Genomic DNA, 19,973 nt, shown 5'->3' with positions numbered 1-19,973 from the left:
ATCCGCCCGCGCTGGCTTCGGTTGCAAATAATATCGGCCGAGACCGATAGATTCCAAAAGGGAACAGTCGCATGGACAACATTCGAAATGGCGCTGCGAGGGACCTTTCAAGTGCTCGCGGCGGCGAAATCTCGCATGCCAAAAGCCTCGTCGTCGTGCTCATCTGCTGGCTGGCGATCTTTGCGGAAGGCTATGATGTCGGCGTTCTCGGCGCTATTCTGCCGGCTCTCTCCACGGATAATGTCTGGCATCTTACGCCACTCCAGCTCGGCGCGATGGGCAGCTATACCGTCTTCGGCATGCTTGTCGGTGGCATCGTCGTCGGCACTCTCAGCGAGCTCTACGGCCGCAAGCCGATGTTTCTAGCCTGCCTCTCGCTCTTTGCCGTCTGCACGGCAGGCACCGCCTGGTCTCCGACGCCGACCTGGTTCGGCGTCAGCCGCTTTGCGGCCGGTCTAGGCCTCGGCGGCATTATCCCTCTGGCGGCAGCGCTGACCATCGAATATTCGCCGGCAGCGAAGAAGAATCTCAACTACGGGATCATGTACTCGGGTTATTCTCTCGGGCTGTTTGCCGCCGCCCTCGTCGGTAGATGGCTGCTGCCGGACTATGGATGGCGGCCGGTCGTTCTCGTCGGCGCGCTGCCGGTGCTGTTCGTACCCGTTATGGCCTGGCTGCTGCCGGAGTCGCTTGATTTCCTTGTGGCCAAGGGGAAAGGCGAGAGGGCAGGGCGGCTTGCTGCCCGGCTTGGCGTTCCCGTTCCTGCGGGAAGTGCGCCGCGGGAAAGGGGGCTCGGCTGGCGCGCAGTGTTGGGCGAGATCTTTTCGCCGCGAAACGCCTTTGCCACAGCCTGCTTCTGGATCGCCCTGTTCATGGGACTGCTCCTCGTCTATGGGCTCGCTCAATGGCTGCCGCAGATCATGCGCAAGAGCGGCTATGATCTCGGCGACAGCCTGCTGTTTCTCGCGGTCTTCAGCTTCACGTCGGCGATTGGCGGCATCGTGCTCGGCCAGTGGGCGGATCGTTTCGGCGTGCGGCTGACCGTGACGCTGTCCTATGTGCTTGGCGCCGTCGGCATTGCGCTGCTCGCCTTCAAGGGTTCCATCTGGCTGAACTATACGGTCGTCGCCATTGCCGGTTTCGGCACGGTCTCGGCATCGCTGATCCTCACCGGTTATCTCGCCGCTTATCTGCAACCCTTCGTGCGAGCCGCCGGCACCGGCTGGGCGCTGAGCTTTTCGCGCATCGGCGCGCTCTCCGGCCCGCTGATGGGTGGATACATCGCCAGCCTGAATGTCGGACCGGAATGGAATTTTTACGTTTTCGCCATCGTTGCCGCCATCGCCGCACTGGCGACGGCACTCATTCCGAACAGGCGATGATCCAATCCGAGCGGCGCCTGTTTCGGTCCGCTCAGATCTCATGCTTCCTGATATTGTGCAGCACCTTGTGCAGCGTCGAGATGAAGGTGCGATATTCGGCCTCGTCGACTCCGTCGAACATTTGCAGGAACAGGTCGTACATGGTCGGCCACACCTTCTCGAAGGCGGCGCGGCCTTCCTCGGTGATCGAGACGTCGCGGATGCGCATGTCTTCGGCGCGGGGCTGGCGGCGGATGTAACCCTGCTGTTCGAGTGAGTCCAAGGTGCGGCTCATCGTCGATTGCTCGGTCACCGCGAAGACGGAGAGCTCGTTGATCGTGAGGCTGGAAGAAACGCTGAGAACGGCGAGCGCCCGCATCTTCGCAGTCGTCACGTCGTATTCGCGCAGCTCTTCCAGCAGATTGGCGTTCCAGCGCGCCATCAGCCGGTTCATCAGATAAGGCGCGAAGTGGTTGAGGCCGATTTCGCCCATGGTCGGGCGCTTTGCGTTCTCATCCCGATTGCGCCGCAAAACGGTGCCTGAAAACCGCTCCTCCATCGACGATGCTCCTCCGGAAACCTGTTATTTCAGCGATGATGCAAGCAGGAAGCCGGAGCCTCCACCAAGGCCTGGACCGGGATGCGCGGAAGCGCCAATGTGGTACAGGCCTGATATGTGGGTGCGGTGGTTAACAGATGACTTGAAGGGACGCCAGATGAAAAACTGGTCGAGGCCGCAATAGCCCCCATAGGGATCGCCACCGACAAGGTTCATGTTCATCGTTTCCAGATCAGCCGGGGAATAGGCGCGGCGCGCAAGCTTGATGCTTGCAAAATCCTCGATATGGCTTGCAAGCAGAGTTTCGATGCGGTCGGCGTAGCGCTCACGCACCTCCTCTGTCCAGCGGCCGTCCTCAGGCGTTTCGATTGCGCTCGCGGCATCGCCCTTGATGCGGCGCGGCGCTTCGGGAAGCTGCAGCCAGAGGATCGATTTTCCTTCCGGGGCGCGGGTGGGATCGAGTGCGACAGGCTGGCCGACGCAAACGGTGGGTTCGGCGGGCAGAAGCCCGCGCTCGCATTCGTTGGCGGCGCGCGAGACGCCATCGAGACCTGGGGTCAGGTGCAGCAGCGCCACCTTGCCGAGCTCGGCATTGGCTTTCCAGCGCGGCGGCTCGGAAAGCGCATAATGGATCTGCATGTCGCCCTTGCCGTAGCGATAGCTGGCGACGCCTGTTTTGACCTCCGGCGGCAGCAGATCAGGCCAATCCTTTATAAGCCGCTCATAGAGCTGGTTCGGCGTTACCGAGCAGATTACGCCCGCCTTCGCCTTCAACGTTTCGCCATTCGCAAGCCGCACGCCGTCGGCGCTGCGATTGTGGTCCGGAATAATGGCCGTGACATCGGCGTTCACACGAATTTCACCGCCATGATCGGCAATCAATCGTTCGAAGGCCGTGAGCAGTTTGCCGGCGCCGCCCTTGACGATCGGTGCGCCGCCGAGTTCCAGCGCAAAACCGATTACCTTCAGCATCTCCGCGGAATAAGCGCTTTCGGGGCCGAGGCCGCAGTGAAGCACCCAGGGCGCCCAGAGCGCATGGATATCCTCCGACCTGTAGCTGGTTTCGAGATAGCCGCGCGCCGGCATCAAGGCCTGGCCAAACCACGCCGCAAGCTTCCGCAGTCCGCGGCTCCAGCCTTGCTTGCCAACGGTCTTCAGGGTCGATCCGGACCATAGCGCACCGCCAAGCAGGGAAAACAGGAATGGCGCGTCGGCGGCAAGAGCCTCCATCTCGCGGGAGAAGGTCTGCCCGTCGCCGGGCGACAATTTTTCGAAAGCGGCGATATTGCGCCGCCTGTCCTTGGAGAAGACGACATGGGAACCGTCGGGCCGGAGCACGCCTGTGGGAAAGTCGGCATGAGCGAATTCCAGGCCTCGCGCCTCAAGATCCTTACCGATGGCGCCATAGGCCGGCGAGGTGAGGAACAATACCATGGTCGTTGCCATGACATCGAGGATGAAGCCGGGTTCGGTGATCTCCTCGGTGCGCAGGCAACCGCCGATGCGGTCGTTGCGCTCGAGGATGAGGACCTTGTGGCCTTTTTTGCCGAGCATGGCGGCAGCGACAAGCGCATTTATGCCGCTGCCGACGATGATGTAATCATGATCGCCCATTGCCGTTGCCCCTCGCTGACAAGATGAACGAAAGGCTGGAAGCCCGGTCTCCAGCCTCCCCCTCAGCCTATCACGCAATCAATGCCAGCGCGCGGACCGGCGAGCCGGTGCCCTTGACGAACTTCAGCGGGGCGGCGATCAGCACGGCGCCTTTGGCCGGAAGCTGGTCAAGGTTGGAGAGGCTGGCGAGTCCATAGCGGTTAGCCTTGTGCATGAGGTTGTGCGCCGGGAAGGGCGGGTTCATGCTACCGGCGGAACCGGCATCGGTGCCGACCGTTTCGGAACCCCAACCGATGATACCCTTGCTCAGCAGGTACTCGATGGCCTCGGCCGTCGGGCCGGGCGAATGAGGGCCGTTTTCATCGGCGTTCAGGAAGGTCTCCGTCGAGCCGTTGCGCTTGTACCAATCGGTGCGCAGCAGCACCCAGCTGCCGGCCTCGATCGCGCCGTTCTGGGCCTCCCATTCTTTGATGCTGTCGACCGTCAGCAGGTAATCCGGATCGGCGGCGGCTTCCTTGGAACGGTCGATGACATTGACAGGCGCCACGAAATTCTGCGGGGGGATGGTGTCGGTCGTGTTGTTCGGATTATCCTTGCCGGTAATCCAGTGGCATGGCGCATCGAAATGCGTGCCGGTATGCTCGCCGAGTTCCAGCCAGTTCCACGCCCAGAAGGGACCGTCCTGGTTATATTCGGAAATCGTGTGAACCGCGACCTTCGGCGTGTTCTTGCCGAACTGCGGCGGCAGATAGAGCACCGGGGTGTCGGGCCCGAGCGGAGCGGTGAGATCCACGACCTTGACGGAGCCCGAAAGCAGGGCCGAGGCGAGGCTGGCGAGTGTAGTAGCAGTCATTTTCTAGTTCCCCTTGTTGTCGCGTGAGCCCATGCGAAAAGCCGGCAGGCGGACCTTCCGAGAGAGATCGGGCTTGAAGTCGATATCACCAGGCGCGGGGTGCCCTTCCTCCTGGCACCGGGTCCGCGCGGCGGCGGAATGAAGGGAGCCTATGTCACAATATATGATATTGCAAGCATTCCGAGATGCTTCCGCGGATCAAAATTGATACATCTTTCAGGACACGAGGAGGACTTTAAGTCGCTGCGAGAGAATAATGAATCTCGGCAAAATCCAAGCCGATACTATCGTGGATTGTTCACCTTGCGAATGATTCGTGTCACTGGATACTTGAAGCTTAAAGCTCAAGATGTATGCATGTGACGATAATAAGAAATCGACAAAGAGGGCAAGCGATGAGCTATGATGCGATCATAGTGGGGGCCGGCCATAATGGCCTGGCGGCGGCGGTGCATTTGGCTGCCAAGGGCTGGAAGGTTGCCGTTATCGAGGGTAATGAAGAGCCCGGCGGTGCGGTCAAGACCCGCGAGGTGACGCTGCCAGGCTTCCGGCACGATCTTTGCGCGATGAACCTCTCCATGTTTGCCGGTTCGGCTTTCTTCGCGCAGTATAAAAACGAGCTTTTGGCCGAAGGGCTGGACTTCGTGCCTGCCGCGGATTGTTTCGCCAGCGTCTTTCGTGACAACACCTATCTCGGCGTCAGCACCGATATTGAGAAGACGGCAGGCGCGATCGCCGACATTTCGGCTAAGGATGCCGCCGCCTGGCGCGAAATGCTGTCGCAGTTCGGTGCGGATGCCCCGCACATCTTTGGGCTGCTCGGTTCTCCCATGCCTTCGTTGGCCGCAGCCAGGGTCGTATGGAAAGCATGGCGCGAACGGGGGATCGGGTGGGTCTACGATACCGCGCGCATGCTCTTTGCCTCGCCGCGCGATTTTCTCGATGGACGCTTTCAGAACACCAAGCTGAAGACGATGATGGCTGCCTGGGGGCTGCATCTCGATTTTGCGCCTGACGTCGCCGGCGGTGCGCTGTTTCCCTATCTCGAATCCATGGCCAACCAGGCATTCGGGATGGTGATCGGCAAGGGCGGTGCCGATACGATCGTCAAGGCGATGGCAGCCGTGCTGAAAAGCAAGGGCGGCGAGCTGATGCTGGGCACACGCGTCGAGAAGATCGTTACCTCGGGCGGCAAGGCGACCGCTGTCGTTCTGGCGGATGGAAGCCGGTATGAGGCGAAGCGCGCCGTCATTGCCAATCTCCATCCGCAGATCCTGTTCGGCAAGCTTATGGATCAGGATCCGGCGCGCGATGAGTTTGACGGCAAGGTCAAGCGCTTCCGCGCCGGACCGGGCACGATGATGATCCATCTGGCGCTGTCGGGTCTTCCGGACTGGACCGCAGGCAAGGCGCTCCAGAATTTCGCTTACGTCCACATTGCGCCCGATCTCGATATGATGTCGCGCGTCTATGCCGAGGCTATGGGCGGTCTGCTGCCGGCCGAACCCGCGCTGGTGGTCGGACAGCCTACGGCCATCGATCCCTCGCGCGCACCTTCTGGGCAGCATGTGCTCTGGATCCAGGTGCGCGTCCTGCCGGCGCAATTCCATGGCGATGCGGCCGGTCAAATCACCGGCGCGGGCTGGGATGAGATCAAGGATAACTATGCCGAGCGCGTTCTCGATATTATTGAACGCTATGCGCCCGGCTTGCGCGGCAAGATATTGGGGCGCTCGGTCTTTTCGCCCGTCGATCTGGAGCGCGAGAACCCGAATCTCGTCGGCGGCGACAACCTTTCGGGCAGCCATCATCTCGACCAGAATTTCCTGTTCCGCCCCGTCGCCGGCTACTCGCGCTACAGGACGCCCGTGGGATCGCTTTACATGTGCGGGGCTTCGACATGGCCGGGTGCGGGAACGGGCGCGGGTTCCGGTTTCATGCTGGGGAAAATGCTGGCCAGGTGACGGTCATATCACTTGACGTCCAAACCTTTGACATTTCAAATATCGTCCCCTAGATCGCTCAGGTTAGCGATGCGGAACGATAGATCGAGGCGACGTTTATGACAGAGTCGGAAAGTGCAAGCGTTGATCTGGAGATCATCGTTCAGGGCGCGCAGGAAGGCAAAAAGCTGGAGCTGCGGCTTTGGCTGCGCATGCTGTCGACGACCAAGCTGATTTCGCAGGAAATCCGCCGCCGGCTGCGCAACGAGTTCGGAGCGACCTTGCCGCAATTCGACCTGATGGCGCAGCTTTATCGCGAGCGCGAAGGCTTGCGGCTTGGGGAGCTGTCGAAGCGCACCATGGTGACCAACGGCAATGTCACCGGTCTTGTCGAGCGGCTGGAAGCGGATGGTCTCGTGCTGCGCGTAACGCCCGACGGTGACCGGCGCGTGACGGTCGCGAAGCTGACGGCGAAGGGCGAGACCTCGTTCAGCGCCATGGCCGCTGCTCATGAAGGCTGGCTGAGGGACATGATGGCGGATGTCGATCCTGCTATCGTCAGTGAGCTGTGGCGGGATATCGGCGCGGTAAAGTCATCGGTGAGCAACCATCTTTCCGGCACCGACTTCGATTGATGGAAACGCTTTACCGGTTGGTTCATACGCATTCCGGACGGAAAACCGTTACACGCTTTTCCTGGAAATGCTCTATCTCGCGCGCTCGTCCTTGAACTTCTTCTCGAGCACGCTGACGAGGCGCACCATCGGCCAGAGCAGGATAATATAGATCAGCGCGGCCATGATCAGCGGCGAGGGGTTGGCGTAGAACCCTTGAGCGTTCTGCCCTTCCTTGAGCAATTCGGGCAGTGCCACGGTCGAGGCGAGCGACGTATCCTTGAACATCGACACGCAGTTGCTCGTGGTCGGCGGAATGACGATGCGTACCGCCTGCGGCAGCACGACCTTGTAAAGCGCGATCAGGAACGGGATGCCGAGGGCGGCAGCCGCTTCGAACTGCCCGCGCGGCACGCTCTCTATCCCGGAGCGGAAGACCTCGGCCGAATAGGCGGCAAGCACGATCGAGAAGCCGAGGATTGCCGACCACCAGGCGGAAAAGCTGATACCGACGAAGGGCAGGGCGTAATAGATGAGGATCAGTACGACCAGCATGGGCATGGCGCGCATGATGTCGATATAGGCGATCGTCAGCAGCTGCAGAGGCTTGGGGGCATAGAGACGGATCAGGCTGATGACGAGACCGCCGGTCACGCCGATGAGGATGCTGACCACGCCGAGCGCAATGGTCATCCAAAGCCCGCGCAGCAATTGCGGGAAAGCCGAGATCATGACGTCGGAATTGAAGAAGGTATCGACGAAAGACATTGGCACTCCCGCGTGCGGAACGAAGACGAGGTTTCTTGCATCAACGCCGGTCGTTGCGACCGGCGCAGTTTCATTTCAACGATGATCTTTTGATCAAGCCTTGGGGATAGGCAATTCAGTTACGGTGGAGGAGCCTGCCGGCGCCTTGCTGCCGAACCACTTTTCATGGATCTTTTCCAGCGTGCCGTCTTTCTTCATCGCGGTGATGGCATCGTTGATCTTGGCGACGAGCGGCGAATCCTTGGTCATCATCAGGCCATACTGCTCGCCGGTCTTGATGCGATCCCTGATGGCGAAGCCTTTGGTCTTGACGAAGAGATACTGCATGCCGGGAATGTCGCTGACAACAGCGTCGATGCGCCCCGCGCCGAGATCGAGGAACATGTCCTGCTGCGAGTTGTAGCCCTTGACGTCGCCAAAGCCCTGTGCGGCCTTGTTTTCGTTGACCCACTTTTCGCCCGTCGAGCCGGACAGCACGCCAACGACGGCGCCCTTCAGATCGGCAAGCGTCTTGATCGAGCTGCTTTCCTTCGTGGCGACGCCCATGTCGGAGTCGTAGTAGGGCTGGGTGAAGGACTGCGACTTCAGGCGTTCCGGGGTAATGGTGATGGACGAGATCGCCACGTCGATGCGCTTGGAGCTGGTTGCCGCGAACAGGGCCTGGAAGCCATAATCGGCGATATTGGTCGTCATGCCGGCGCGCTTGGCCGCTTCGTTGACGACATCGACCTCGAAGCCTTCGAAGCCGCCATTGGCGGTCTTGTATTCGAAGGGGGGATTGTTGGGGTAAGAACCGACGTTCAAGACATCGGCAGCATAGGCAAAGTGGCTTCCGCCGGCCAGGCCGACGGCGGTCGCAAGGACCAGCAGACTACGACGGGTAATGGGCATTTTCTTGGTCTCCCTCTGGTTATGGCTGCGGGCTTTTCCTCTCACCCGCGGGGGTATTTCCGTCCGCCCGACCGGCGGCCGTCTCATGTCATCGCGTTGACCATACGATCGAGCGCGATGCGCATCTGTTCGGTTTCGCGGAACGTACACATGCGCAGGAATGCGCGGGACGCCTCGCCGAAGTGATATCCAGGCGCCAGGCCGACGCGGGCCGTTTCGAGAATGCGCTCGCAGAGCGCCGTCGCATCGGGCTCGCCCTGCAGCGCGAAGAAGGCGTACATACCGCCGCGCGGCTTTTCCGGCAGGATGATGCCCGGTATCTTCGGCAGCTTCTCATAGGCAAGATCGAGGCCGGCCTTGATCCGGCCGCGGATTTCTGCAACCAGCGGCTCGCCTTCACGTAACGCTGCTGCTGCACCGGCCTGAACCATGGCCGAGGTGCCGCTGTTGATATATTGCGTCATGGCGCCGAGCTGATCGGCGACGGCCGATGGGTGCGTCAGCCAGCCGACGCGCCAGCCGGTCATCGCCCAGGCTTTGGAGAAGCTGTTGATCGCGATCACGCGATCGCCATCCTCGGCCACCTGCAGGATCGATGGCGCTATGTCACCATCGAAATAGAGGCGTGCGTAGACCTCGTCGGAAATGATCCAGATGCCGGTACGGCGGCTGAAATCGAGCAGCGCCTGCATCTCTTCGCGCGAGGCCGTCCAGCCAGTGGGGTTGGAGGGCGTCGACAGGAAGATAGCGCGCGTGCGGGCATCGCAGCGGGCGAAAAGCTTGTCGAGGTCGAGGCGCCAGTCGGTATCGAAATCGAGCGATACGGCGCGCGGTTCGCCGCCGATGAGATGAATGGCGTTATGAATGTTCGGCCATTGCGGCGCGACATAGACGACATTGGTGCCGACATCGACGAGCAGTTCGAGCGCCATGTAAAGCGCCTGCATGCCGCCGGGGGCGACCGTCGTGCGCTCGACCGGGATGGGGCGGCCGTGCCAGTGCGTCTGATAGTCGGACAGCGCCTCGTTCAGGGTTGCGAGACCCCGCATATTCGGAACGTAAAAGGTGGCGCCATCGTCGAGCACCTTCTTCGCAGCATCGCGGATGAACTCCGGCGTCACGATATCGCCTTCGCCAAACCAGAGCGGAATGACGCCGCCAAGCTCGCGGGCGCGCTTGGCCAGCACGGCGATATTGTCGGTGCGCATATCGCGGATCTGAGCGCGAATGCCTTCGAGGGCATCACGGCCCGTCATCGCGTTCGGCAGGTTATGCTGCGGTAGAGACAAGAAATTTCCCCTGGGAATTCGGTGTGGAAGGGTTCAAACGGCTCTGGAAGCGTTCGCTCTCGCCACCTGTCGATCTCGAATGGTTATCCAAAAGCTTATGCATTTCAAGGACAAATTTTAAGCTTAAAAAGTCCATCTCCTTGCTCGATTTCACTTCACCATTCGAAATGACAACCTACTGATACACATCATCTTTCCTTCTTGTTTACGCGCTCCCCGTCCACTCGTGCGGCATCGACCCCCGCGGCCAGGCCGGCGCCGAGAAACATCGTGTCGCTTGCGAGCATGAAGAAGCTGATGCCGGCTTCCGACCATGCGCCGATATCGTCTGCCGAAGGGCGGAAGATGCCGACTGCGCGGCCGGCGGACAAAGCGGTCTTTGTAATTGTGCTGATCGCTGCATGGAGCCTGTCCTCGCCGGCCGGTCCCATGGCATCGATCGAAACGGAGAGATCGCCGGGGCCGATGAAGATGAGGTCGATACCGTCGACGGCAACGATCTCGGCGATATTGGCAAGCCCCTCGGCCGTTTCGACCTGGATCGCGAGCACAAGTTCCACATTGGCTTTGGCGAGATAGTCCGGAATGCGGTAGCCATAGGCGGCCGCCCGACCCGGGCCGACGCCACGTGCGCCGAGTGGGGGATAGCGGGTCGCCTTCACCGCGGCGCGGGCCTGCTCCGCCGTCGAAACACGGGGCACGAGGACGCCTGCCGCACCTGCATCCAGAACGGTGGCAATATCTTCCGCCGCATGTCCCGGCACGCGCACCATGGCGGGAACGCGATGAACATCGGCGGCGCGGATCAGATCCTCGATGCGTTCGCGGCCGATCTGCGAATGCTCCCAGTCGATGCAGAGGAAATCGACGCCCGAGGCTGCCGTGACTTCGATAGCGACGGGATGCGGAATCGCCGCAAACGTACCGATGAGCAGCGTCTGCTCGATACAGCTTCGGCGAAAATCGCTCATCGTCATCCTCATTTTAGCGGCCTCTCGACGCGGGATGGGCCGAAAGATACAACTGCGAAACGGCACCTGCTCTGCTTTCAGAACAGCTTTCCGCGCCATCAAACAGCGGCACGGAGGCATCGCGGTGGCGGAGTTGTTCGGGCGCCGCCACCGCTCTGAGGCACGGCTTATTTGCGCCGGGCCATGATCTCGGTCAGGACCGCATCGAACCGGGCGATCTCTTCGACCTTGTTATAATGCACCAGCGACACGCGGATAGCGCCCGTTTCCATGGACAGGCCGAGACGCTTCATCAGGCGCGGTGCAAACATGTGGCCATCGCGCAGGCCGATGCGCTGCTTGCCCATTTCGTCGGCGAATTCCTGCGGCGTGATGCCCGGCATGTTGAAGCAGATCGTGGGAACGCGCTGCTCCAGCCGGCTCTCGTCGGAAATGCCGTAAATCACAGCACCGTGGCGCTTCAGGACCGCGATCATTTCCCGCGACAGCATGAGTTCGTATTGGCGGATCGCGCCCATGGCGGCTGCAAGCGCTTCACGGCGGCTATGGTCGCCGGTCGGCAGGAAGCGGCGGCCGAGGCCTTCGAGATATTTGACCGCCGCATTCATGCCGGCGACGTTCTCATAGGTGAAGGTGCCGACTTCGATCTTGTAGGGCGGGACGTCCGGAATGAAATCTTCCTTGAATGTGGGAAGCTTGACCAGCGCGTCATAACGGCCCCAGAGGAAGCCCATATGCGGCGAGAAATTCTTGTAGCCGGAGCATACGAGATAGTCGCAGCCCCAAGCCTGTACGTCGATGAGGCCATGCGGGCCGTAATGGACGCAGTCGAGGAAGGTTTCGGCGCCGGCCGCCTGCGCCAGTTTGCAGACGCTAGCGACATCGACGAGCGTGCCGATGGAATGCGCCGTGACGGTGCAGGCGACGAGGCGGGTCTTGTCGTTCAGCAGCGGCTTCAGGTCTTCCACATGCAGCATGCCGTCCTCGCGCATGCGCCACCAGACGATCTTGGCGCCGTCGGCTTCCAGCGCCATCCAGGTGGCGATGTTGGCGTCGTGATCCATGTCGGTGACGACGATCTCGTTGCGCTCGCCGAGCAGCTTGGCGATGCCGAGGCTGACGAGGCGGATGAAGGAGGTGGCGTTCTGGCCGAAGGAAATTTCCTCCGGGCGATAGGCGTTGACCAGCATGGCGACGCTTTCGCGCGCTTCTTCGAGATTGCGGTCGACGCCCTGGCTGTGCTGGTATTTCGCCATACGCTGGACGTTGAAATCGATCAGGTGATTGGCAACCGCATCGACCACGGTTTGCGGCACCTGCGCGCCGCCCGCATTATCAAGAAAGACGAAATCGCCAGCCTTCCGGATGGCCGGAAACATGGCGCGGATCTCGTCAACCGGAAAGCTGTTGTGGCCGGAAAATTGCGATGCGGAAGGGGCGGAGCTCATGGGGATCTCGCTCTGGGTGCTGGGATTGAAACCTCGATTGTGATCATTTGATCACAAAATACTTTAAGGTTCAACCAAATTCCTCGATCTCTTTTTTGGAGTTAGCGGCGGCTGGAGCTCGAGCCCTTGCGCGGCTCATCCTGCGTGGCCGGGCAATAATCCTGGAGGATTTCGTGGGTGCGGCTTATGTCGGCGACAATACCCTCACGGGCGGCGGTGAAGTCTCCCGCCTTCAACGCGTTGACGATGACAACATGCTCGCCGGCGGGATCGAGCTCGCCGCTGCGCATCAGAGGCTCTACCGAGGCGGAGAGCATGCGCATATAAGGGCCGAAGCGCAGCCAGAGGGTCTCGATCAATTGCAGCAGTACCTCGGAGCCGGAGGCGCGGTAGATGGTAAAGTGAAACTGCTGGTTCCTGGCCATAAGATCATAGACATTGGCGCCGCGGCCGATCACATGCTGCTCCCCGGCGATGCGATCGAGCGTCGCGATGTCGCTGACGGTGAGATTCGGAAAACCGAGTTCGGCGGCCAGACCTTCGACGGCGATGCGGGCGCGGCAAAGATCGTTCAGCCGGGCAAGGGTGACAATTGGGATGCGGGCCGAGCCATTGGCTGCGACTTCGAGCGCATTTTCGGCCGCCAGCCGGCGCAGCGCCTCGCGCACGGGCATATTGCTGGTTCCGAAGGTTTCAGCAAGCGAGGCGATAGTCAGGGTCTGGCCGGGATCGAAATTGCCTGCCATGAGCGCGTTTCGGAGCTGCTGATAGACGCTCTCCTGGATCGTCGTTCTGGAGGACACCGGTTCCAGGGCTATGCGCACGCTTGCTTCCTCTCCGCTTCTCGGGACTCGTTCATGGTAGAACGAAGGGCAGGCGAAAGGAAAGGGGCCTCTCGGAGCGGCGGTCAGGCTTCCTCGGTTTCCCAGCTTGCCTCATCGGCCGGACCATTTTTTGCCCGAGGCTTGTGTAAGCCAAGGCCAACGCCGATGAGGGCGAGGACACCGCCGATGGCGTGGTAGGAATGCAGATGTTCTCCCAGCAGCGCCCAGGCCAAAGCTGCAACGACGATCGGGAGCAGATTGATCAGCAGCGACGTCCGGCCTGCGCCGAGCCTCTGAATGCCGATCATCCAGCAGAGGGGCGCGATAAGGGAGGTCGGGATCGCGGCATAGAGGATCAGCGGCAGGTTCGCCGTGGTGACGGGCGAGATATCGCCCATCAGAAAAATCGGGATCAGCAACAGGGTCGAAAAGCCGATCTGCCAGAAAAGCTGCTGCCACACCGGAAGCGGCATCGCCCAGCGCTTCAGCATGACGCCGTAGAGCGCATTCGAAAGGACGGCAACGATCATCAGGCCGTCGCCGATATGGAATCCGCCGTTTGCAAGACGCATCGGATCGCCTTGCGAGGTCAGATAGATGAGCCCGATCAGCGAGATGGCTCCGCCCGCCAGACTTGCCAAGGTGAGCCTTTCGCCCGCCAGCACGCCGGCGAGCACTGTCGAGAGAAGCGGCATCAAGGCGATCATGACGCCCATGTTGACGGCGGAGGTGGTCTTGGCCGCCTCATAGGCGAGGCTCTGATAGATCACCATGCCCAACGCACCGAGAATGGCGAGCTTCAGCCAGTGCTGGCGAAGTAGGGAACGATTACGCCATGCGGCGCGGCCGACGAAGGGCAGGAGCACGAGAAAGGCCAGCAGCCAGCGATAGAAGGAAATCGAGCCTGGCGAGATCACGCCGGCGGATGCCTTGGTGACGATGGTATTGCCGGACCAGATCAGCACCGTCAGTAAGGGCGCGAGGCCGGCCGCGGTGACGATGGATGCGGAAGCATTCTGCTCAGTGTTCATGTGAATGGTCTCCGCGGCTTCCGGGGGGAGGCGAAATAAGGGAGGGCGGATTGGAATTCGCCATCCCGAAGTTTTCTATCGCCTGTCCGAATTCCGGTATATAGTGAGATTAAGACAACAGTAGCGAAATGACGACATGTCCACCAGGTCTCCGCGCATTGAGGGCGACCCGCCGAAGCCGGTTTCCTTCCGAACCGAGAATTATAGGGCGGGCACGGTCTTCCCCAAAAAAAGCCAGCCCTGGGGGGAACTCAATTATGCGCTTATCGGCGTCTGCGAGTTCGACATTCAAGGCATGCGCTATCTGTCGCCACCACATTATGCCATTTGGCTGCCGCCGGATACGATGCACGGTGCTTATAACCAGCACGACTTGCGCTATGTGACCGTCTATATTGAACGCGCCCTTTGCGCCGATCTGCCCGCCAAGCCGTCGACGCTCAGCATCAGTCCGCTGCTGAAGGCAATCCTGGCGGATTTTGCGGCGCGCGACGTCACCATACCTGAAACAGCCGAAGATTTACGGCTTGCACAGGTTCTGGTCGATCAGATTCGTCTGGCGCCGCAGTGTGAGAGCTACCTGCCGCTTTCCGACGATCCGCTGCTAGGTCCGCTACTGAGCGCCTTGCAAGCCGACCCCGGCGACCGGCATTCCCTTGCGGAATGGGCGCGAAGGATGGGGACGACCGAGCGTACCTTGTCGCGCCGGTTCCAGCACGATCTCGGCCTTTCTTTCAACGAGTGGAGGCAGCGACTGAAACTCGTTGCCGCGCTGTCGATGATCGAGGCCGGAGAGCCAGTGCACCGGATTGCAGCGCAGCTGGGTTACAGCAATGCGTCGGCCTTCATTGCCATGTTCCGCAGGCTGACCGGTACGAGCCCGACTCAGATGCGCTAATTTCAGTTTTCGATGAGAACGATCTCCAGCTTGCGCAGCTCTTCCGGGTCGGCCATCGCGTCGATGACGGTAATCATGCCATCCGCACTGAGGGTGCAACGGAGGGCGATGCGCAGTTGTCCGTCGATGACGACGATGGCGCCGACCGCGCCGTTGATAACCGCCAGCCGAGCTCCCCGGGCACGGCCCTGGAAGGTCTTGGCGACATCCGCCCGCCCGCGGATTTCGCCGGCCGCTCCCATGCGGGCGGCAACCGCGTCCGGCCGGAAGACGGCGTCAGGATCGAGGACGGCGAGCAACGCCTGCAGGTCGCCATCCCGCGAGGCTGTGAAGAAGGCGTCGACGACGTGGCGCTGGCGGGTGAGATCGGCCTCCGTCGTTGATGGCTTATCCTGCACGCGGCGGCGGGCGCGGCTCGCAAGCTGGCGCGTCGCGACCGTCGTGCGTCCCAGAATCGGAGCGATGTCATCGAAAGAGACATCGAACATATCGTGCAGGACGAAGGCGAGCCGTTCGGCCGGGTTCAGCTTTTCCAATACGACCAGAAGAGCGAGGCCGACGGAGTCCGCGAGCAAGGCATCCTGTTCCGGGTCGGTGCCGTTGCCAGCCTCATGCACCACCATCGGCTCGGGAATGTGGATGGTCAGCGGCTCCTCGCGACGGGTTTTGCGCGACCGCAGCAGATCGAGGCAAATGCGGGCGGTAACCGTAGTCAACCAGCCGCTCAGATTTTCAACGTCGGACGCATCGTTCCTCATCAGGCGCAGCCATGTTTCCTGCACTGCATCTTCGGCCTCCGTGCGCGAACCGAGCATGCGGTAGGCGACAGCGCGCAGATGCGGCCGATTTGCCTCGAATTTCTCTGCCTGCCATTTTTTTCGTCCATCGGTCACATTCCCTCATCCTGTTTCGTCAAACCCATGACGAATGAAATTCGGCCGGTGTGACATCGGATCGGCAGGAAAGTGCATCGTCGGGAGAGGAGCCGCAACAGGCTCTGACAATCAGAGGAAAGAAATATGCAAGCTCGTATGAAGAATCCGGTTCTCGTCCTGCCCGAAACGCTGCAGGCGCTTCTCGCCGTCAGCAATTCCATCAAGGATCGCGGCCTTTCGGAAAATACCATGGATCTCGTCCATCTGCGCGTCAGCCAGATCAATGGCTGCAGCGTCTGCACCGACATGGGCTTTCGCAAGCTGCAGAAAGATGGCGAGACCATGGAGCGCATCGTCGGCGTCTCCGCCTGGCGGGAAATGCCCTACTTTTCCGATGCCGAACGCGCCGCTCTGGCACTCGGGGAAGCCGTCACTCGGCTCGCCGACCGGCCGGATGCAGTTACCGACGAGATATGGAACGAGACCGCGAGACACTACGACGAAAAGGCACTCTCTGCCCTCATCGTTGCGATTGCGATCGACAATGTCTGGAACCGGCTGAACTCGACGGTCCGTCAGCAGGCGGGAGCCTCCTGGAATTGATTGTTCGCAATCGGCACCACCTTCTTCCCGCACAGAGAAGAAGGTGGCTTGCTTCTCAAGCTTCGCCGACTCGTGAGCTTGTCAGCAGTTTCGCCAGCCAATCGACGAAAACGCGCACCTTGTTGCTCAGATGCCGGTTTGGTGGATAGACGATGTGCATGGGTAGCGTCGGCCTTGTCCAATTGGAAAGAACTGGCACAAGCTCACCTTTGGCAAGAGCCTCGCGCGCCATGAAGCTCGGCACCTGCGCAATGCCCAGCCCCATCAGTGCCGCCTGAACGTAGCTGCGGCTGTCGTTCACCGAAAGGATATAGCGCGGGCTGATTTCCAACGACTCATTGCCTCGCTCGAACATGAACGGAATCGTCCGGCCGGTTTGCGCGCGGAAATAGCTGACCGCATAGTGGCTGGTCTCCAGGTCTTCCGGCCGTTCCGGCAGGCCATGCTTCTCGATATAAAGAGGTGCCGCACAGGTGATGAGGTGGATCTCGCCGACACGGCGAGCGATCAGCGACTGGTCGCTCGGCATGCCGGCGCGCAGCGCGCAATCGACATTTTCGGCGAGATAGTCGACCAGCCGGTCGCCGACGCCGAGATCGATGTGGATATCGGGATAACGCTGATGGAAATCGCAAAGCGCCGGCATGACGATCTTCTCGGCGAAGGCGCCGGCCATTTCCACGCGCAGACGGCCGCTCGGCAGGCTCTGCGAATTGCTGATGCTGCCGTCCAGCTCCTCTATCTCAGAGAGGATCTGAATGGCGCGTTCATAATAAAGCGCGCCATCGGTCGTCACCATGACGCGCCGTGTCGTGCGATTGAGAAGTTTGGCGTGCAGATGTGCCTCAAGCGACTGGATGAGCGTCGTCACCGTCGCCTTCGGCATGGAAAGGGCTGCCGCGGCGCGGGTAAAGTTACCCGTCTCCACCACACGCGCGAATGCCCGCATTGCTGACAACTGGTCCATTCCATGATGCCCCTCGGCCGTAAAAGAAAGAGGCCGATTGTTTGTTATGCTGAATAGTCTTATCGAATATAGGCTACTTATTCTCAAAGCGGAATAACAATATGTTGTTTCGTAATTTGTTGCAATGCGGCATGGGGCGCCGAAGACCGCATTTCGGGAATATGATCGCAAAGCGTGGTAACCGCTTTTGGATTGGGACATATTCGCTCGAGCAGACAGGGATTTGGGTCGATGAGTGCGCCGTGGAAAGATGTTGTGCTGGAAAACGTGCCTACGGGGCCGGTGGCAGCTCGGATCTACAACGGTGATGGTTTGAAGAAGGCGGCGCCGCTGGTGCTTTACCTGCACGGAGGAGCCTTTCTCGATACCGACCACGCGACGAACAGACCGGTGGCGGCAAGCCTTGCCGAGGCCGGCGCCATCGTGGTTGCAGCGGATTATACCAGCTGCAATCAGAATGCTTTTCCGAAGGTGCTGGAATGCGCCTACGGGCTTCTCGCCTACCTCAGCAACAAGCGGAACATGCTTGCGCTGGGTGGGGCGAAAAAATCGCTGCTGTTTGTCGCCGGAGAGGAATCGGGTGGCAATGTCGCAGCGGGCGTTGCTTTAAAGGCGCGCGATCAGATACCGGGTTCGTTGGACGGGCAGGTGCTGATATCGCCTTTGCTTGATCCCTTCATGGGGTCGAAATCTTTCCTCCAGGCGGAGGAAAGCGGCATGCGCGAGCGCTGGACGGAGGGTTGGAACCGTTACCTGGGTTTCCTGGGCGGTGTCTGTCACCCCTATGCAGCGCCTCGATACTGTTCGCGGCTTTCGGGCCTCGCGCCGGCATTGGTGCTCACGGCCGAGGACGACCCGCTCCGCGACGAGAGCATGGAATACGGCAGCCGGCTGAAAGCGGCTGGCGTCCGTGTTCGCCAGCAAGTCCTTCCCGCCGGGACAGGCTGGCCCACCCTCTATGGCGGGCAGTCGAAGGACAGGCCTTCATGGCAGCAGGATATCTGCTGTTGTTTCAAGGGTTTTGTCGAAGACGTGCAGGCTTGATCGGCTAGGATGTCCCGTCCGCGAGGGATGAGCGCGGATTGGACTGATGTCGAGCGCATGAGACCGGAGCGATGGTCACGCGGATGCGCGGTGCTTCGGCCCCTGATTTTATTGAGACGATAGGAATTTGCGGTCCCGTATCCCAAGACGGGGCCAAAGGAGAGACTGACATGAAGTCCAACGATAAGCGCTGGGCCCTGTGGGGCGCCGGCATGGGTGTTGCTGCGGCTGTTGCCGGCGCGGCCTTCTATCTGGAGCTGCCACGCGGCGCTCAGGCAACCGAGGCGGCGAGCCCGGCCGCAAAGCCGGCTATTCCCGTCACGGTTGCGGCCGTCGAGCCGCGCGACGTCACATCCTGGCAGGAATTTTCCGGCCGCCTCGAGGCCATCGACCGCGTCGAGGTCCGTCCGCGTGTCGCCGGGGCCATTCAATCGGTGCATTTCCGCGAGGGCGCGCTGGTCAAGCAGGGCGACCTGCTTGTCACGATCGATCCGGCTCCCTATGAGGCGGCGGTCGCTCAGGCACAGGCCCAGGTCGGAGCAGCCAAAGCCAAGCTCGACCTTGCCAAGGTCGAAGTCGATCGCGGCCGGAAGCTCTTCGACAGCAAGACGATTTCGCAGAGCGACGTGGACACCCGCACCAGCAACTATGCCGAGGCGGAGGCCAATCTGAAGGCAGCGCAAGCGGCGCTGCAGACCGCGCAGCTGAACCTCGACTATACGCAGGTCCGTGCTCCCATCGCGGGCCGCGTCGGCAAGATCGCCATCACCGTCGGCAATCTCGTCGCTGCCGGTTCTACGTCGCCGGCATTGACGACGCTGGTTTCCGTCGATCCGATCTATGCGAGCTTCAGCGCCAACGAGCAGACCGTCACCCAGGCTCTCGCCGAACTGCCGACAACCGGAGGCGCTGTTCCGCCAGTCGAGCAGATCCCGGTTCAGATCGGTACGGCAAGCGACAACGGCACACCGATCAAGGGCAAATTGCAGCTGATCGACAACGAGGTCGATGCAGCAAGCGGTACCGTCAGCGTTCGCGCCGTTTTTGATAATCCGGGCGGCCGTCTTATCCCTGGTCAATTCGTGCGGGTCCGTATGGGTCAGCCGAAAGCCGAGAATAAGATCGTCATCGACGACCGTGCAGTCGGCACCGACCAGGACAAGAAGTTCGTCTTCGTCGTGGATGGCGAGAACAAGGTCAATTACAGGCAGGTCCAGCTCGGATCGCTGACCGACGGCCAGCGAGTGATCGAGAACGGCCTGAAAGCCGGCGAAAAGATCGTCGTCAACGGGCTGCAGCGCATCCGTCCCGGTGCAGTCGTTGCGCCGCAGTTGGCGGAGAAGGTCGCGACCGCTCAGTAAGACTTCGCCTTCTGCCCGTGGGCAGAAGGCCGGCATTCCGAAATCACATGATCCGCCGG

Annotated in this window: 19 protein-coding genes; 7 read left to right on the top strand and 12 right to left on the bottom strand. The window is 60.9% G+C overall.

All coding sequences use genetic code 11. From position 1 onward, the window contains the following. Positions 1-71: 71 nt before the first annotated feature. Complete coding sequence (locus C7U61_RS14230; RefSeq protein WP_106998689.1) at positions 72-1,382, top strand: MFS transporter; 1,311 nt, start codon at positions 72-74, stop codon at positions 1,380-1,382. 31 nt (positions 1,383-1,413) lie between these two features. Here the strand turns inward: C7U61_RS14230 and C7U61_RS14225 are convergent, their stop codons facing one another. The 3 genes from C7U61_RS14225 to C7U61_RS14215 form a co-directional block, all read right to left on the bottom strand. Further along, entirely contained in the window at positions 1,414-1,920 is a 507-nt protein-coding gene (locus C7U61_RS14225) for a MarR family transcriptional regulator (protein WP_106998688.1), read from the bottom strand. 24 nt (positions 1,921-1,944) lie between these two features. Then, on the bottom strand, positions 1,945-3,534 hold the full coding sequence (locus C7U61_RS14220) for an NAD(P)/FAD-dependent oxidoreductase (protein WP_106998687.1): 1,590 nt from the start codon (positions 3,532-3,534) through the stop codon (positions 1,945-1,947). A 70-nt stretch (positions 3,535-3,604) separates the two neighbouring features. Beyond that, the gene (locus tag C7U61_RS14215; protein ID WP_106998686.1) at positions 3,605-4,387 is read right to left on the bottom strand and encodes a cyclase family protein; all 783 of its coding nucleotides are present in this window, start codon (positions 4,385-4,387) and stop codon (positions 3,605-3,607) included. Positions 4,388-4,782: 395 nt separating this feature from the next. On the opposite strand from C7U61_RS14215, the gene C7U61_RS14210 reads away from it, so the two are divergent. Both C7U61_RS14210 and C7U61_RS14205 read left to right on the top strand, forming a co-directional pair. Then, positions 4,783-6,351 carry an NAD(P)/FAD-dependent oxidoreductase gene (locus C7U61_RS14210; RefSeq protein WP_106998685.1) on the top strand — a complete coding sequence of 523 codons (1,569 nt, stop codon included), beginning with the start codon at positions 4,783-4,785 and terminating at the stop codon, positions 6,349-6,351. A 98-nt stretch (positions 6,352-6,449) separates the two neighbouring features. Next, positions 6,450-6,965, top strand: a complete 516-nt coding sequence (locus C7U61_RS14205; protein WP_106998684.1) for a MarR family transcriptional regulator — start codon at positions 6,450-6,452, stop codon at positions 6,963-6,965. Between the two features lie 72 nt (positions 6,966-7,037). Here C7U61_RS14205 and C7U61_RS14200 read toward each other — a convergent pair whose 3' ends face one another. From C7U61_RS14200 to C7U61_RS14170, 7 genes are all read right to left on the bottom strand, one after another. Then, on the bottom strand, positions 7,038-7,712 hold the full coding sequence (locus C7U61_RS14200) for an amino acid ABC transporter permease (protein ID WP_106998683.1): 675 nt from the start codon (positions 7,710-7,712) through the stop codon (positions 7,038-7,040). Positions 7,713-7,805: 93 nt separating this feature from the next. Next, the gene (locus C7U61_RS14195; protein ID WP_106998682.1) at positions 7,806-8,603 is read right to left on the bottom strand and encodes an ABC transporter substrate-binding protein; all 798 of its coding nucleotides are present in this window, start codon (positions 8,601-8,603) and stop codon (positions 7,806-7,808) included. A gap of 83 nt (positions 8,604-8,686) precedes the next feature. After that, a complete protein-coding gene (locus C7U61_RS14190; RefSeq protein WP_245410792.1) occupies positions 8,687-9,892 on the bottom strand; it encodes a pyridoxal phosphate-dependent aminotransferase in 1,206 nt (401 codons plus the stop codon). Positions 9,893-10,080: 188 nt separating this feature from the next. After that, positions 10,081-10,863 carry an aldolase/citrate lyase family protein gene (locus C7U61_RS14185; protein ID WP_106998681.1) on the bottom strand — a complete coding sequence of 261 codons (783 nt, stop codon included), beginning with the start codon at positions 10,861-10,863 and terminating at the stop codon, positions 10,081-10,083. 167 nt (positions 10,864-11,030) lie between these two features. Beyond that, positions 11,031-12,311, bottom strand: a complete 1,281-nt coding sequence (locus C7U61_RS14180) for a cysteine desulfurase-like protein (RefSeq protein WP_106998680.1) — start codon at positions 12,309-12,311, stop codon at positions 11,031-11,033. A 101-nt stretch (positions 12,312-12,412) separates the two neighbouring features. After that, complete coding sequence (locus C7U61_RS14175) at positions 12,413-13,135, bottom strand: GntR family transcriptional regulator (protein ID WP_106998679.1); 723 nt, start codon at positions 13,133-13,135, stop codon at positions 12,413-12,415. Between the two features lie 83 nt (positions 13,136-13,218). After that, a complete protein-coding gene (locus C7U61_RS14170; protein ID WP_106998678.1) occupies positions 13,219-14,166 on the bottom strand; it encodes a DMT family transporter in 948 nt (315 codons plus the stop codon). Between the two features lie 136 nt (positions 14,167-14,302). On the opposite strand from C7U61_RS14170, the gene C7U61_RS14165 reads away from it, so the two are divergent. Further along, complete coding sequence (locus C7U61_RS14165; protein WP_106998677.1) at positions 14,303-15,064, top strand: helix-turn-helix transcriptional regulator; 762 nt, start codon at positions 14,303-14,305, stop codon at positions 15,062-15,064. 2 nt (positions 15,065-15,066) lie between these two features. Here the strand turns inward: C7U61_RS14165 and C7U61_RS14160 are convergent, their stop codons facing one another. Next, entirely contained in the window at positions 15,067-15,957 is an 891-nt protein-coding gene (locus C7U61_RS14160) for a sigma-70 family RNA polymerase sigma factor (protein ID WP_106998676.1), read from the bottom strand. 126 nt (positions 15,958-16,083) lie between these two features. Between C7U61_RS14160 and C7U61_RS14155 the strand changes: the two genes are divergently transcribed. Further along, entirely contained in the window at positions 16,084-16,542 is a 459-nt protein-coding gene (locus C7U61_RS14155) for a carboxymuconolactone decarboxylase family protein (protein WP_106998675.1), read from the top strand. Between the two features lie 55 nt (positions 16,543-16,597). On the opposite strand, the gene C7U61_RS14150 is transcribed toward C7U61_RS14155, so the two are convergent. Next, positions 16,598-17,509, bottom strand: coding sequence for a LysR family transcriptional regulator (locus C7U61_RS14150; RefSeq protein WP_106998674.1), 912 nt, complete (start codon positions 17,507-17,509; stop codon positions 16,598-16,600). Between the two features lie 231 nt (positions 17,510-17,740). Between C7U61_RS14150 and C7U61_RS14145 the strand changes: the two genes are divergently transcribed. Together C7U61_RS14145 and C7U61_RS14140 are read left to right on the top strand one after the other, a co-directional pair. Continuing rightward, a complete protein-coding gene (locus C7U61_RS14145) occupies positions 17,741-18,553 on the top strand; it encodes an alpha/beta hydrolase (RefSeq protein ID WP_106998673.1) in 813 nt (270 codons plus the stop codon). Between the two features lie 170 nt (positions 18,554-18,723). Beyond that, positions 18,724-19,914: an efflux RND transporter periplasmic adaptor subunit gene (locus tag C7U61_RS14140; RefSeq protein WP_106998672.1), complete on the top strand. Its 1,191-nt coding sequence runs from the start codon at positions 18,724-18,726 to the stop codon at positions 19,912-19,914. Positions 19,915-19,973: the final 59 nt, after the last annotated feature.

The sequence above is a fragment of the Rhizobium sp. JAB6 genome, assembly GCF_003024605.1.
Lineage (GTDB): Bacteria > Pseudomonadota > Alphaproteobacteria > Rhizobiales > Rhizobiaceae > Rhizobium.
Note: the sequence above shows the minus strand (reverse complement) of the source record. Positions and strands in the feature narration are given on the sequence as shown.

Coding starts and splice junctions, on each gene's coding strand:
- C7U61_RS14165 (WP_106998677.1), top strand. CDS start 14,303: ATGTCCACCAGGTCTCCGCGCATTGAGGGCGACCCGCCGAAGCCGGTT.
- C7U61_RS14210 (WP_106998685.1), top strand. CDS start 4,783: ATGAGCTATGATGCGATCATAGTGGGGGCCGGCCATAATGGCCTGGCG.
- C7U61_RS14230 (WP_106998689.1), top strand. CDS start 72: ATGGACAACATTCGAAATGGCGCTGCGAGGGACCTTTCAAGTGCTCGC.
- C7U61_RS14170 (WP_106998678.1), bottom strand. CDS start 14,166: ATGAACACTGAGCAGAATGCTTCCGCATCCATCGTCACCGCGGCCGGC.
- C7U61_RS14155 (WP_106998675.1), top strand. CDS start 16,084: ATGCAAGCTCGTATGAAGAATCCGGTTCTCGTCCTGCCCGAAACGCTG.
- C7U61_RS14195 (WP_106998682.1), bottom strand. CDS start 8,603: ATGCCCATTACCCGTCGTAGTCTGCTGGTCCTTGCGACCGCCGTCGGC.
- C7U61_RS14185 (WP_106998681.1), bottom strand. CDS start 10,863: ATGAGCGATTTTCGCCGAAGCTGTATCGAGCAGACGCTGCTCATCGGT.
- C7U61_RS14180 (WP_106998680.1), bottom strand. CDS start 12,311: ATGAGCTCCGCCCCTTCCGCATCGCAATTTTCCGGCCACAACAGCTTT.
- C7U61_RS14220 (WP_106998687.1), bottom strand. CDS start 3,534: ATGGGCGATCATGATTACATCATCGTCGGCAGCGGCATAAATGCGCTT.
- C7U61_RS14145 (WP_106998673.1), top strand. CDS start 17,741: ATGAGTGCGCCGTGGAAAGATGTTGTGCTGGAAAACGTGCCTACGGGG.
- C7U61_RS14200 (WP_106998683.1), bottom strand. CDS start 7,712: ATGTCTTTCGTCGATACCTTCTTCAATTCCGACGTCATGATCTCGGCT.
- C7U61_RS14140 (WP_106998672.1), top strand. CDS start 18,724: ATGAAGTCCAACGATAAGCGCTGGGCCCTGTGGGGCGCCGGCATGGGT.
- C7U61_RS14150 (WP_106998674.1), bottom strand. CDS start 17,509: ATGGACCAGTTGTCAGCAATGCGGGCATTCGCGCGTGTGGTGGAGACG.
- C7U61_RS14205 (WP_106998684.1), top strand. CDS start 6,450: ATGACAGAGTCGGAAAGTGCAAGCGTTGATCTGGAGATCATCGTTCAG.
- C7U61_RS14215 (WP_106998686.1), bottom strand. CDS start 4,387: ATGACTGCTACTACACTCGCCAGCCTCGCCTCGGCCCTGCTTTCGGGC.
- C7U61_RS14225 (WP_106998688.1), bottom strand. CDS start 1,920: ATGGAGGAGCGGTTTTCAGGCACCGTTTTGCGGCGCAATCGGGATGAG.